Source organism: Devosia sp. 67-54, assembly GCF_001899075.1.
Classification (GTDB): Bacteria; Pseudomonadota; Alphaproteobacteria; order Rhizobiales; family Devosiaceae; genus Devosia_A.
Window position 1 is genome coordinate 378,192 of the sequence record NZ_MKVA01000003.1, and the last position, 13,581, is coordinate 391,772.

Here is a 13,581-nt window from a genome sequence, read left to right on the forward strand (position 1 = left end):
TTTCCGGGTCAACGACGAGATCAGCATGAAGATCGCCCGCTCCCTGTCCCTGCTTCCTGCCCTTGCCCTGGCCGCCTGCGCCACGGCGCCGACCGTCACCAACATCGCGACCGGTCCCGCGACCACCGCGCCCGCCGACCAGATGGTGCTGACCGCACCGGCGCAGACCATCTCGACGGCAGCGGCGACCACAGACGTGTCGGCCTTCGTCGACCCCACGGCCTTCGGCCTGATGTCCGCCAAGTCGAAGGCGGAAGCCTCGGGCGCCCAGTTCAACGCGCTGCAGTTCGGCCGCGTCGGCGCGCCGCGCGCCTGGCAGGGCGACAAGGGCCAGACCGGCAGCATCACCGTCGGCCCCTATGTGCGGGTGAACCTGATCGACTGCCGCGACTTCACCAATACGGTGACCATCTCCGGCCAGAGCTATGTCAAGAAGGGCACCGCCTGCCGCGAGGCCGACGGCAGCTGGACGGTGACGGCGGCCAAGGCCGGCTAGACTCGCGCTAAACTACGGCAGCCGAGAGGAAATCTTTGTTTACCAGGTTCGGCTAGAGTCGGCGTTCGATCGACTTTTGTTCCTGGTCCAGATGCCGCCATCCTCAGCCAAGTCGGGCACGGGCGCCGCGAGCGCGGCGCAGCGCAAGGCCCTGCGGCCGTTCCTCGGCATGATCGACGCCGTGCTCGTACACGGCCCCGCCGATTTCAGCTTCAGCGGCGCCGTGGCGTCGGACGACGCCGCCGCCGTGTGGACCTGGATGGTGCGCGACGTCGCCCCCGACCTCATCGATGTCGCCGCCATCGACGATTCGGCGATCAGCCACGCCGCCGTCGAATCGCTGCTGCCGGAGCTGCTGGCCCGCGCCCGCAAGGCGCTGCTGGCGGCCGAAAGCAGTGTCGAGCTCACCCGCCGGCTGAAGACGGCGCTGGGCGGCGACGAGGTGTTCGCGCGGCTGCCGACGGTGCTCAACGCGCTGCGCTGCCGCGGCCTGCTGGAGAAGGCGCAGGGCTTCGGCCGCGCCGCCAACGGCATGGCCGACGAAGCGGCCCTGGCGCTGGCGCTGCAGTCGATGCCGCTGAGCGACCAGCCGGTCGCCGCGCTGCTGCTGCAGGCGGCGGTGGGGCAGGTGGCCAATCCGACGAGGCTGGTGACGGCGGCGATCCGCATCGCCGGCGCCGCGACCGAGCCGGCCCTCGTGCGCGCCGGCTTCGCGCCGCTGGTCGAGGCCATCCTGGCGCACGCGCAGGACCAGATCCCGGCATTGGCGCAGATGGGCACCTTCGGCGACATGGACCTCGTCTGCCGCTCGGTGGATCGCTTCCACCGGCTGATGCGGGCGGTGACCGGCTATGTCGAGCTGAACCGCGGCAGCCGCTGGTCGACGGTCGGCGCCGCGCTGATCAAGGCGGCGTCGAACCGGGTGGAGCCCAAGCTCAAGGATGTCGGCCCCGACATGAACCAGGCGCTGCGCCGGCGCGAGGGCTACGACCGGCTCGACAGCGACCAGGTCCTGATGGCGCTCAACGGCCTCTATCTGCTGGCCACGGTGCGCGAGTCGCGCGATTCGCTGGCCGTCAACGCCACCTTCGACCAGGTCTGGGCGCAGACCGGGCAGGCGCTGGAAATCCACCTCGAACGGCTGCTGCAGCAGGGCCGCGCCAGCCCGGACGATGCGGTGATCGCCGCGCGGCTCGATGCGGCGCTGAAGATGGCGGAAATCCGCTTCGGGCAGGACTATGCCGACACGCTGCGCCGCTCGCGCGACGCCGCCGTCGAGCGCCGGGCCTAGTCCCGGCCGATCCGCGCCGGCGAAGAGCCGGCGTCGGTCTCCACGATGAACCGGTCGAGTTTCGCGGCGGCCTTTGTGACCAGCGCGATGCCGCCCACCGGCGCTGCCTCGACGATGCTGCCGACGGCGTTCTCGGGCCGCCGCGTCGCCGTCACCGCATAGACCAGCGCTCCAATCGGAAAGCGGCGCTTGCCGTCGACGACGAGGTGCAGCCGCCGCGGGTCGTCGCCATACCGCTTGCGCAGGTAGGGAGGCAGGTCGGGGGCGGCGATGGGTGCGGCGAGCGGACGCCAGTCCGATGCCTGCAGATCGTTGCCCGGCGAGCCGCGCTCCTCGGCGATGGCGCCGGCATCGGCCGCGGCGATGAGGCCGAGCTCCACCGAGGCCGCGACGTCGCCGAGGCCGAGCGCGTGCGTCCCATGGGCTGGCTCGGGCGCGGGGCCTGGCACCGGGCGCAGCGCGAGGGTCGGGCCGCTGTCGAGGAAGGCGGGCATGTCGCCTGCCGGTGCGATCGGCGTCGGCGCGTCGGGGGTTTCGAGATGCGTGCCGGCTTCGACGTCCTCGATCGGCTCGGGCGCCTCGCCGAACAGCGCGGCCTGCGCGGCGCGGCCGCTCGCGACGCAGGCCCGCAGCGAGCGGTAGCCGGCGGCGGCGCCGGCGAGCGCCAGATGCTCGACATGGCCCTGCGCCAGCAGCGCCGAGCGGTCGGCATCCCAGCGCACGCCGCCGCCGGCGCGCATCCATAGCGTCAGCTCGGGCTGCCAGCCGCCGGCGACGACGAGCTCGGCGGCCTCGAAGCTGGCGCTGGCGCCGCTGCCGGCGACCGGCGCGAAGACGAAGCGGTCGCGCCCGGCGGCGAGCGGGATCTGTCCCGACGCCAGCGTCAGCCCGCTGGCCTTGGCGAAATCGATGAAGCGCGACTGCGGATTGATGCGGGTGTCGACGATGCGCCGCAGCGCGACGCCGGCATCGTGGAGGCGCAGCGCCAGCCGGTAGGCGTGGTTGCCCTGCGTCGCCACCACCGCGCTCGCGCCGCGCACCACGCCGTAGCGCTTGGCGAGATGGTAGGCGTCGATGGCGCGGCTGACCGCGGGCAGGCGATTGCCGGGAAACACCGGCAGCCGCTGCTGCGCCCCGGTGGCGAGCACCATGCGCTGCGCCACGACGGCGATGACGCGGCCGCGCGGCGCGGGCCCGGTGGTATCGACCTGATGCAGCACCGCGGTGTTGCCCGAAATGGCGAACAGCTCGGCGCGGGTGAGCAGGGTGGCCGCCGGACGGTCCGCGAGCTGGCGCGACAGGCGCTCGACCACGGCGTCGGGGGTCTCGTCGTCGCCCACGGCGCCGAAATAGCGCGCGCCGCCGCCCAGCCAGGGCCGGCGCTCGACAAGAAGGACGCTGCGGCCGGCGGCCGCGGCGGCATCGGCCGCGGCGAGGCCGGCCACCCCGCCGCCGATCACCAGCAGCTCGACCGTGCGGGTCTCCTCGGGGGCGGCGCGCAGCCAGGGCGGATCGGCCAGCGCGCCGACGACGTGGCGCAGCGAATGCGGCGGGCCGAAGCGGCGGCGCCGGCCGATGCTGGTGAAGGCGGCGCCGTCGAGCGCCGGCGTGCGCTCCATCGGCAGCGGCTCGCTCTGGCCGATACGGATCAGCGGCGCCAAGCGCTCGCCGAGCCCCAGCGGCTGGCTGGCCAGCGTGCCGAAGGTATCGATGCCGGTGGCCAGCGCCGCCGAAAGCACCGTGTCGCCGGCAAAGCCCGCGATGCGGCGGCCGTCGAGCCGGAAGCTCAGCGGCCTGCCGCGGTCGATCTCGATGCCGCCGAACTCGTGCGCGGCGTCGGCCGCCAGTCTCATGCGGCACCTGCGACGAGGTCGGCGACCGGCTCGCGGCTCGGCCGCGCCGGATCGTGGGCGGCGAACCAGGATTTTTCGCCCTCGGCCGGCACGCCGGCCAGATGCCGGGCGATGGCCGGCGCGAGGAAGGCGCCGGCATTGCCGAGCCCGGTGACGAGCAGCAGCTTCGTCGGCCGGATGCGGCCGACCAGCGGCGCCCCGTCCTGCGTGACGACACGGCGGAAGCGGCTGGTGGCCAGCCGCCGCAGCGGGAACGGGCCGGGGAGGGTGGAGGCGAGGCGCGCCTCGATCTCGGCGTCGCCGGCGACGAGGCCGAGGACCGACAAATCCGGCCGCTGCACCAGCGTCACGCCGCGATCGGGATAGAGCATCACCGGCGCCGCGAGGCGCCTGGCCGGTTTGGTCAGCGTCGCCGTCATCGCAATTGCGGCGAGCAGCGGCGGCCGCTGCGCTTCCGGCACGAATTCGAGCAGCGCGGCGTCGTCGGCGATGACGATCTGGCCGACGCCGGCGGCCTCGCCGGCGACGACGAGCTCGGCCGCGCCGCCGCGGGCGAAGCGCAGCTGCACGGCCTGCCGCGGCAGCACCGCCACCCGCGAATCGCCGAGCTCGATCGGCCCGACGAGGCGCGGCACGTCGCGGAACACGCCGCGGCGCGAGGCGAGGCCATAGCCGGCGGCGACCTGCGTCAAATGGGCGAGGGCGTGCTCCGTCGCCGGCAGATCGGCGACCACGCCGACATCGACCCGCTCGAGCGCCGCGGCGGCCTCGAGCCCCGCCAGCAGCGCCCGCAACTCGGCCGCGGCGCGTGCCAGCAGCCGCCAGCTTTGCGGCCGCGTCGCCAGCGGCAGCGCCAGATCGAGCCCCCGCGGCAGGCGCTGCGGCGACACCGGATCGGCGATCAGCAGCACCTGCCGGCCGTGATCGTGCGCCAGAAGGCCGGCCAACAGCGCCGCCAGGGCGGTGCCGCCGAAGATCGCGAAATCATAGCTGGAGGTCATCGGGCCGCCCGGCTGCGGCAATCGGCGCCTGCCCTGCGGCGGGCGGGTGCTGCATATTTTGCCTGAATGTCTCTATAGATGCCGCGGCCGACACCGCTTTTCCGACGCTCGGGGCCATGACCATCTGGTTGCTTGCCATAATTCTGACCGCGATCGCCTGCGCCACGCTTTACTACGCGGGCGCCGGACGGCCGGTCAACGCCGGCGCCTCGGTGTTGGATGCAACCACCAGCCATTATCGGGCCCAGCTCGGGGCCATCGAAAGCGACCTCGCCGCCGGCCGGCTGGGCAGCGCCGAGGCGGTCGCCGCCAAGGGCGAGCTGGCGCGCGAGCTGATCCGGCTCAAGGGCGAAGCGGTCGAGACCATGGGGGCGGGGTCGAAGGCGGTCGTCTGGGTCGCCATCGGCTGCGTCGCGGTGCTGGCGCTCGGCACCTATTGGGTGCTCGGCCGTCCCGACCTGCCCGCCGAGCCGCTGAGCGAGCGGGTGGCCGAGACCGGCGCCAATCTCGACCTCGACGCGGCCATCAAGACCATCGAGGCCCGGCTCGCCAAGGAGCCCGACGATCTGCGCGGCTGGCAGGTGATCGCCCCGGCCTACATGCAGCTCGGCCGCTATGCCGACGCGGTGCATGCCCTGCGCCGGGTCAACGCGCTCGCCCCGCCGACCGCCGACAGCCTGACCAATCTGGGCGAGGCGCTGATGATGCAGAACCAGGGCAGCGTCGCCGGCGAGCCGCTCGCGCTGTTCCACCAGGCGGCGGCGCTCGATCCCAAGCATATCCGCTCGCGCTATTACATCGCCGGCGAAGAAACGCGCAGCGGCGACTACACCGCCGCCGTGCGCGACTGGAACGCGCTTCTGGCGCTGGGCAAGGGCGACGAGCCGTGGATGGCGACGGCGCGCAACGGCCTCGCTTACGCGCAGCAGCAACTGAGCCCGAATGCGGCGCCATCCGCGCCGGAGACAGGCGCCGCGCCGCCGGCGCTCGACGCCAACGCGCCGCAGATCCAGGCGATGGTCGACGGGCTCGAGGCGCGGCTCAAGGCGCAGGGCGGCAGCATCGAGGAGTGGACGCAATTGGTGCGCTCGCGCCTGGTGCAGGGCCGCATGGACGCGGCGCAGGCCGACTACGAGCTGGCGCGCAAGGCGTATCCGGATGCGGCGGTGCGCACCGAGCTCGACGTGCTGGCGGCCGACAGCGGGCTGGTGGCCAAGTGACGCGCAAGCAACGCCGCCTCAGCGTGATCGCCGGCCTGGGTGTGGTGCTGGCGCTGGCCGTGGGCCTGATCCTGTTCGCGCTGCGCGACCAGATCGTGTTCTTCTATTCGCCCACCGAAATCCACGAGAAGGCGGTGGCCGCCGGCACGCCCGTACGCCTCGGCGGCCTGGTCAAGCAAGGCACCTGGAAGAAGGACGGCGACAAGAACGATTTCGTCGTCACCGACGGCACCACCGACATGCTGGCGCACTATACCGGCATCCTGCCCGACCTGTTCCGCGAGGGGCAGGGCGTGGTGGTGGAGGGGGCGGTGGCCGGCGACGGCAGCTTTGCCGCCACAAACGTGCTCGCCAAGCACGACGAGAAGTACATGCCCAAGGAAGTGGTCGACGAGCTCAAGGCCAAGGGCGAGTGGCAGCGCGGCGAGGCCGGCGGCTGATGAACGGACTCGACACCTTTGCCCCGGCTTGGAGGCTCGTGCCGTGAACATCGAACTCGGCCATTTCGCGCTGATCCTTGCCACCGCCATTGCCGCGGTGTCGGCGCTTGCCGGCTTCTGGGGCTGGCGGCGGAGCGAGCGGATCACGCTGATCCTCAGGCAGGGCGCGGTGCTGCAATTCCTGCTGGTGGCGGCGGCCTTCGTGGCGCTGATCCAGGCCTTCGTCACCTCGGATTTTTCGCTCGCGCTCGCCTACGAACATTCGCATTCGCTGCAGCCGCTGCTGTTCAAGGTGACCAGCGTGTGGGGCAACCACGAGGGCTCGATGGTCCTTTGGGTGATGATCCTGGTGCTGATGGGCGCCGCCGTCGCCCTGTTCGGCCGCAACCTGCCGCGCGACCTGCTGACCCTGGTGCTGAGCATGCAGAGCCTGCTGGCGGCGGCGTTCGGCGGCTTCACGCTGTTCACCTCGAACCCGTTCCTGCGCCTGTCGCCGGCGCCGCTCGAAGGGCAGGAGCTGAACCCCATCCTGCAGGACATCGGCCTCGCCATCCATCCGCCGCTGCTCTACACCGGCTATGTCGGCTTCTCGATCTGCTTTTCGTTCGCCGTGGCGGCGCTGATCTCGGGCCGCATCGATGCCGCCTGGGCCCGCTGGGTGCGGCCGTGGGCGCTGCTGAGCTGGTGCTTTCTGACGCTCGGCATCGCCATGGGCTCGTACTGGGCCTATTACGAGCTCGGCTGGGGCGGCTGGTGGTTCTGGGACCCGGTCGAGAATGCGAGCTTCATGCCCTGGCTCGCCGGCACCGCGCTGTTGCATTCGGCGCTGGTGATGGAAAAGCGCAACGCGCTCAAGATCTGGACCATCTTCCTTGCGCTCATCACCTTCTCGCTGAGCCTGCTCGGCACCTTCATGGTGCGCTCGGGCGTGTTGACCTCGGTGCACAGCTTCGCCACCGACCCGACGCGCGGCCTGGTGATCCTGGCGCTGCTCGCATTGTTCATCGGCGGCGCCTTCGCGCTGTTCGCGCTCCGCGCCTCGGCGCTGCGGGTGGGCGGGCTGTTCGCGCCGATCAGCCGCGAGGGCGCGCTGATCCTCAACAATCTGTTCCTGTCGACGGCGCTGGTGGCGGTGCTGGTGGGCACGCTCTATCCGCTGCTGCTCGAGGCGACGACCGGCAAGACCATCTCGGTCGGAGCGCCGTTCTTCTCGCTGACCTTCGGCACGGTGATGGCGCCGCTGCTGATCGTGCTGCCGTTCGGGCCGTTCCTCGCCTGGAAGCGCGGCGACCTCGTGGCGGTGACGCAGCGGCTGGCCTGGGCGGCCGGCCTTGCCGTGTTCGTGACCGTACTGATCTTTGCGCTCAGCGGCGGGCAGGTGTCGCTGGCGCCGCTCGGCCTGCTGCTCGGCTTCTGGGCGGCGTTCGGGGCCATCGCCGAGCTGGTCGACCGCTCCGGCCTCGGCCGCATGCCGCTCAGGACCAGCTGGCACCGGCTGGTCGGGCTGCCGCGCTCGGCCTTCTCGACGGCGCTGGCGCATTTCGGTCTCGGCATCAGCGTCATCGGCATCGTCGCCGCCAGCGCCTGGCAGCTCGAGCTGATCACCACCATGCAGCCGGGGGCCAGCAGGACCGTCGGCGACTATACCCTGCGCTTCGACGGCATCGACGACGTGCGGGTCGAGAACTACGCCGCCGAAGTCGGCAAGTTCACCGTGACTGCGGGCGGCGACGAACGGCACCTGACGCCGGAGCGCCGCGTCTATACCGCCAGCGGCACCCCGACCACCGAGGCGGCGATCGAGACCTACGGCTTCAGCCAGCTCTATGTGCAGCTCGGCGAGCAGAGCGCCGACGGCAGCCGCACCGTGCGCGTCTGGTACAAGCCCTATGTCACGCTGATCTGGCTCGGCGCCATCCTGATGGCGCTTGCCGGCGGGCTGTCGCTGACCGACCGGCGGCTGCGCGTCGGCGTTGCCCGCCGCACCGCCTTGCCCAAGCCGGCGCCGGCCGAATGAGAGCGCTGCTCGCCGCCCTGATGCTGGTGTGGCTGGCGCTGCCGGCGCTGGCCGTCAATCCCGACGAGATGCTGGCCGACCCGGCGCTCGAGGCGCGGGCGCGGGCGATCTCGGCGGGGCTGCGCTGTCTCGTCTGCCAGAACGAATCGATCGACGATTCCGACGCCGACCTTGCGCACGAGATCCGCGTGCTGGTGCGCGAGCGGCTGAAGGCCGGCGATACCGACCAGCAGGTGGTGCAGTACCTCGTCGACCGCTACGGCGAGTTCGTGCTGCTGAAACCGGTCTTTGCCTGGCACACTCTGGTGCTGTGGATCGCCGCGCCGACCATCCTCGTGATCGGCGGCATCGTGCTGGTGGTCACCGCCCGGCGCCGGCGCGGGCTGTCCGACCCCGGCCCGCTGACCGCCGAAGAGCAGCAGGCGCTCGACGAGCTCGACGCGGGCAGGGGATAGCCGCCCGGCGACGCCATCGAGGCGGGCAGCCGCGGCCCCCCCCGCCTTGCGCTCTCGTGTTGCGGCACGCGTCCTGTGCCCGAAGACCCAGGAAACTCAGGGGTTCACGTTGCATTAACGTTTTTTCACGTCGGCGCAACGTCACGGAAAGTCGTGGCACTCCATATAGACGCATCTCATCGAGCCGTTTGAAGGAGAACAACGATGCGCTCCAAATTCCTCGCCCGTACCCGTAAGTGGATCGGCGCTTCGGCGCTGGCGATTCTTGTCGGGCTCGGCGGCGGCACGGCCTTCCTCGCTGCGTCCAGCCCCATGGCCGCCGCGCAGGTGACGCCCGTCGCCCAGATCACCGCCCCCGACCTCACCGCCCAGAACCCCGGCTTCGCCAATCTCGTCGACGCCGTGAAGCCGGCGGTGGTGTCCATTACCGTCGAAGGCCGCGAAAAGCCCCCGGCGATCGACCAGAACAACAACGACTTCAACGGCCAGATCCCCGATCTGCCCGACGACAACTTCCTCAAGAAGTTCTTCCAGCAGTTCGGCGCGCCGCAGGGCCGCGGGCCGCAGGGCGGTCCGGCGCCGCAGGGCCGCCGCTTCGCCGCTGCCGGTTCGGGCTTCATCATCTCGCCCGACGGCTACATCGTCACCAACAACCACGTGGTCGAGAACGCCAGCAAGGTCACCGTGACCTTCGACAATGGCGACACCAAATCGGCCAAGGTGGTGGGCACTGACGAGCGCACCGACCTCGCCGTGGTCAAGGTCGATGGCGCCACCGACCTGCCCTTCGTCAAGTTCGCGACCGACGAGGCCCGCGTCGGTGACTGGGTCATCGCCGTCGGCAACCCGTTCGGGCTGGGCGGCACCGTCACCGCCGGCATCGTGTCGGCCCGCGGCCGCGACGTCGCCGGCTCCAACTATGGCGACTTCCTGCAGATCGACGCGGCGGTCAACATGGGCAATTCCGGTGGCCCGACCTTCAACCTCAAGGGCGAAGTGATCGGCGTCAACACCGAGATCTTCTCGCCCAATGGCGGCAATGTCGGCATCGCCTTCGACATCCCGGCCAAGACGGTGCAGCAGATCACCAGCTCGCTGATCAAGACCGGCACGGTGACCCGCGGCTTCCTCGACGTCCGGATCCAGGACGTCAGCCGCGACATCGCCGACAGCGTCGGCCTCAAGGAGGCCAAGGGCGCCCTGATCACCGACGTGACCGATAACGGCCCCGGCGCCAAGGCCGGCCTGAAGTCGGGCGACATCATCACCAAGGTCGACGGGCAGGAGATCGACAACGCCCTGGCGCTGTCGCGCACCATCGCCGGCGACCAGCCGAACCAGACGGTGCAGCTCACCGTGTGGCGCGACGGCAAGGAGACCACGATCTCGGCGACGCTCGGCACCTTCTCCAACAAGGGTGACGACAACACCAAGCCGAACACCCCGCCGTCCGACGACCAGGGCGTGACGCAGTCGAGCGTCGGCCTGACCCTGGTGCCCAACGGCAATGGCGACGGCGTGCTGGTGCAGGACGTCGACCAGGACTCGGTTGCCGCCGACAAGGGCTTCCAGGTCGGTGACACCATTCTCGAGGTCGACAACAAGAAGGTCTCGACCGGCAAGCAGTTCGAGGCGGCCATCAAGGCGGTCAAGGACTCCGGCCGCAGCACGGCGCTGATCAAGGCCGAACGCGACGGTTCCGTCCGCTTCATCGGGCTGCCGCTCGACGCCAGCAAGGGCTAAGCTCTCCTCCAAAGGAAAGCGGTCCCGGGGCTTCGGCTCCGGGACCGGTCATATTGAAACGGCAACGGGCGGTCTTTAGGTTTGGGCTCATGAAGATCCTGCTGATCGAAGACGACCGCGAGGCGGCCAGCTACCTGGTCCAGGCGCTGGACGAAGCCGGGCACGTGACCCACCACGCCACCGACGGCGAAACCGGCTATGCCATGGCCTCGAGCATGGACTACGACGTGCTGATCGTCGACCGCATGCTGCCGCGCCGCGACGGCCTGTCCATCGTCGAATCCCTCCGCGCCGAGGGCAACAAGACTCCTGTTCTGATCCTTTCCGCCCTGGGCGAGGTCGACGACCGCGTCACCGGCCTGCGCGCCGGCGGCGACGACTATCTCGCCAAGCCCTATGCCTTCACCGAGCTGTTGGCCCGCATCGAGGTGCTGGCGCGCCGCTCCAGCCCGTCGGAAGCCGCGACCAGCTACCAGGTCGGCGACCTGACGCTCGACCGGCTGTCGCGCAAGGTCGAGCGCAACGGCGAAAGCATCCTGCTGCAGCCGCGCGAATTCCGCCTGCTCGAATACCTGATGAAGAATGCCGGCAAGGTGGTGACCCGCACCATGCTGCTCGAGAATGTGTGGGACTACCATTTCGATCCGCAGACCAACGTGATCGACGTGCACATGTCCCGCCTGCGCGCCAAGATCGACAAGGGGCATGCCAACCCGCTGCTGCACACCATTCGCGGCGCCGGCTACATGATCCGTGAGTAGGTTCGCCCAGCTCTGGCGCACGACGACCGTCCGCCTGACGGCGGTCTTCATCCTGCTGTTCGTCATCTTCTCGATCCTGCTGCTGGCCTTCATCGCCTACCAGTCCAGCATCCAGATCCAGCAGCAGCAGACGGCTGCCATCGACCGCGAAGTGCAGTTGCTGAAGCGCATCGACGAACGCCAGGGCGTGCGCGGCATCGTCTTCGCCGTGGCGCGGCTGTCGAGCCAGCCGGGGCCGGGCATCTACTATCTCGGCGACAGCGCCGGGCTGCAGATCGCCGGCAATGTCAGCGGCTTCCCGCAGGACGTGCTGCAGGGCAGCGGCCTGTTCAGCTTCAACTACGACCGCGACAGCCCCTATTCCGAAGAGACCGGCAAGGGCTATGCCGTGGTCCGCTCGCTGCTGCTCGACGACGGGCTGCGCCTCGTGGTCGGGCGCGACGTGGTGGAGCGGCGCGGCTTCACCGCCCTCATCTTCCAGGCCTTCGTGCTGGCGGTGGCCGGCATCCTGGTGTTCTCGACGCTGGCCGGAGTGGTCACGGCGCGGCGCGTGCTCAAGCGCATCGACACCATCAACGCCACCTCGCACAAGATCATGTCGGGCAATCTGAGCGAGCGCATCCCGGTCACCCGCCGCAACGACGAGTTCGACGGCCTCGCCACCAGCCTCAACGCCATGCTCGACCGCATCGAGGATCTGATGCAGGGGCTGAAGGAGGTGACCGACAACGTCGCGCACGACCTCAAGACGCCGCTGACCCGCCTGCGCAACCGCGCCGAGGCGGCGCTGCGCGACAGCAGCGGCAACGACAGCAAGAACGAGGCGCTGGAGACCACGATCAGCGAGAGCGACAAGCTGATCAAGACCTTCAACGCGCTGCTGATGATCGCCCGTGCCGAGGCCGGGGCGCCCTCGGGGGCGTTCGCCGATGTCGACGTCAGCGCCGTTGCCGTCGACGTCGCCGAGCTCTACGAGCCGGCGGCGGAAGAGGCGGGGATGACGCTCGACACCCGCATCACGCCGGGCGTGCAACTGCGCGCCAATCGCGAGCTGATCGGCCAGGCGCTGGTCAATCTGATCGAGAACGCGCTCAAATATCACGAGCCCGGCGCCGACACCCCCGGCCACATCAGCGTGGCGGTGCACGAGGAGGCCGGGCGGGTGAAGATCGAGGTCGGCGACAACGGCCCGGGGATTCCGCCGGAGGACCGGGCGCGCGTGGTCGAGCGCTTCGTGCGGCTGGAAAAGAGCCGCACCGAGCCCGGCTCGGGCCTCGGCCTGTCGCTGGTCGCCGCGGTGGCGCGGCTGCACCGCGGCGAGTTCCGCATCGAGGACAACCACCCCGGCGTGCTGGCCGTGCTGGACCTGCCGAAGGCCATCTAGGACTTCGAGGCGGACCCGGCGCACTTGGCCCCCACCCTCGTTCCCTCCCCGCAAGGGGGAGGGAGGCGATGGAACCTCGTTCGCAGGTGTTTCAGTCAGGCTCCCCTCTCCCTTACGGGGATGGGGGTGGAGGCGACGCGCATTTGAGCCGCGTCCGTGCTCCTAGTTCTGCGCCGCCGCCGGCACCGAAGTCTCGCCGGCGCCGTAGCCGCTGACCCTGCCGCCGGACAGCACGTAGCCGATATACTGGGCGTTGAGCGCGGTGCCGAGCGCGTCGGCGCCCGGTTCGTCGGCGCGGTAGGCGATGGTGCTGCCCGAGGCGGCGCCGAACGTCGCCTTGAGGTCGGCCAGCGACGCGCCGAGGCCTGGGATGCCGAGGTTCGGCACCTGGAAGTTTTTCGGCGCCGGCTCGCAATCGCCGGGAATGCGGGTCGGATCGGCCGCCTGCACCGCGACGATCATCACGAACTCGCCGCCGCCCAGGATGTTGGAGATGAACCAGGTGTTGGCCGCCGGCGACTTGCCGCTGCCGTCGGTGTGGTAGCAGAGCCAGTTGACCAGCGTCTTGTTCGACCCCTGCGTCTGGATGCTGCCGCCGAAGGTCTTCCTGATCTGGCTGAGCTTGGTGTGCTGCAACTCCATGCGCAGCGGCCCGGCGGTGATGGTCCTGACCATCGGCTTGGGAATGTTCGGCCTGCTGCCGAAGTGGAAATAATTGCCGAACAGATTGAGCCCCATGCCGGAAAGGCCCGCGGCCTCGGCCGGGGCGGACAGGGCAAGGGCGGCGAGACAGGCGGCGAGCAGGCTGAAGCGCATGGTCAGGGGTTCCGGAGGCAGGCGGTCAAATTAGCGCGCAGAGCGGGGAGTCCGCCAGTCGGCTATTCGATGTTCCCCAGCCTCGTCAACGGGATGGCGAGGGG

12 protein-coding genes are annotated in these 13,581 nt (G+C 70.3%); 9 read left to right on the forward strand and 3 right to left on the reverse strand.

Features of this window, described 5'->3' with window-relative positions; genetic code table 11:
- Positions 1-25 precede the first annotated feature (25 nt).
- Positions 26-496: a hypothetical protein gene (locus BGO82_RS04570; RefSeq protein WP_291304368.1), complete on the forward strand. Its 471-nt coding sequence runs from the start codon at positions 26-28 to the stop codon at positions 494-496.
- A 76-nt stretch (positions 497-572) separates the two neighbouring features.
- A complete protein-coding gene (locus BGO82_RS04575) occupies positions 573-1,787 on the forward strand; it encodes a hypothetical protein (protein ID WP_291304369.1) in 1,215 nt (404 codons plus the stop codon).
- Here the strand turns inward: BGO82_RS04575 and BGO82_RS04580 are convergent.
- Both BGO82_RS04580 and BGO82_RS04585 read right to left on the reverse strand, forming a co-directional pair.
- Positions 1,784-3,640: an FAD-dependent oxidoreductase gene (locus BGO82_RS04580; protein WP_291304370.1), complete on the reverse strand. Its 1,857-nt coding sequence runs from the start codon at positions 3,638-3,640 to the stop codon at positions 1,784-1,786. The genes BGO82_RS04575 and BGO82_RS04580 overlap by 4 nt on opposite strands.
- A complete protein-coding gene (locus BGO82_RS04585; RefSeq protein WP_291304371.1) occupies positions 3,637-4,641 on the reverse strand; it encodes a hypothetical protein in 1,005 nt (334 codons plus the stop codon). The genes BGO82_RS04580 and BGO82_RS04585 overlap by 4 nt, the downstream gene beginning before the upstream one ends.
- Positions 4,642-4,757: 116 nt before the next feature.
- Here BGO82_RS04585 and ccmI point away from each other — a divergent pair, with 116 nt between their 5' ends.
- The 7 genes from ccmI (at position 4,758) to BGO82_RS04620 (ending at position 12,661) form a co-directional block, all read left to right on the forward strand.
- Positions 4,758-5,861 carry a c-type cytochrome biogenesis protein CcmI gene (gene ccmI, locus BGO82_RS04590; protein WP_291304372.1) on the forward strand — a complete coding sequence of 368 codons (1,104 nt, stop codon included), beginning with the start codon at positions 4,758-4,760 and terminating at the stop codon, positions 5,859-5,861.
- Positions 5,858-6,301 (forward strand): cytochrome c maturation protein CcmE, encoded by a 444-nt coding sequence (ccmE, locus tag BGO82_RS04595; protein ID WP_291304373.1) that lies wholly within the window; start codon positions 5,858-5,860, stop codon positions 6,299-6,301. The genes ccmI and ccmE overlap by 4 nt, the downstream gene beginning before the upstream one ends.
- A gap of 43 nt (positions 6,302-6,344) precedes the next feature.
- Positions 6,345-8,318, forward strand: a complete 1,974-nt coding sequence (locus BGO82_RS04600) for a heme lyase CcmF/NrfE family subunit (protein WP_291304374.1) — start codon at positions 6,345-6,347, stop codon at positions 8,316-8,318.
- On the forward strand, positions 8,315-8,773 hold the full coding sequence (locus BGO82_RS04605) for a cytochrome c-type biogenesis protein (protein WP_291304375.1): 459 nt from the start codon (positions 8,315-8,317) through the stop codon (positions 8,771-8,773). Before BGO82_RS04600 ends, BGO82_RS04605 begins: the two co-directional genes overlap by 4 nt.
- 204 nt (positions 8,774-8,977) lie before the next feature.
- Positions 8,978-10,516, forward strand: a complete 1,539-nt coding sequence (locus tag BGO82_RS04610) for a Do family serine endopeptidase (protein WP_291304376.1) — start codon at positions 8,978-8,980, stop codon at positions 10,514-10,516.
- 89 nt (positions 10,517-10,605) lie between these two features.
- A complete protein-coding gene (locus BGO82_RS04615; RefSeq protein WP_291304377.1) occupies positions 10,606-11,277 on the forward strand; it encodes a response regulator transcription factor in 672 nt (223 codons plus the stop codon).
- A complete protein-coding gene (locus BGO82_RS04620) occupies positions 11,270-12,661 on the forward strand; it encodes an ATP-binding protein (RefSeq protein WP_291304378.1) in 1,392 nt (463 codons plus the stop codon). Before BGO82_RS04615 ends, BGO82_RS04620 begins: the two co-directional genes overlap by 8 nt.
- A gap of 162 nt (positions 12,662-12,823) precedes the next feature.
- Here BGO82_RS04620 and BGO82_RS04625 read toward each other — a convergent pair whose 3' ends face one another.
- Positions 12,824-13,477 carry a hypothetical protein gene (locus BGO82_RS04625; protein WP_291304379.1) on the reverse strand — a complete coding sequence of 218 codons (654 nt, stop codon included), beginning with the start codon at positions 13,475-13,477 and terminating at the stop codon, positions 12,824-12,826.
- Positions 13,478-13,581: the final 104 nt, after the last annotated feature.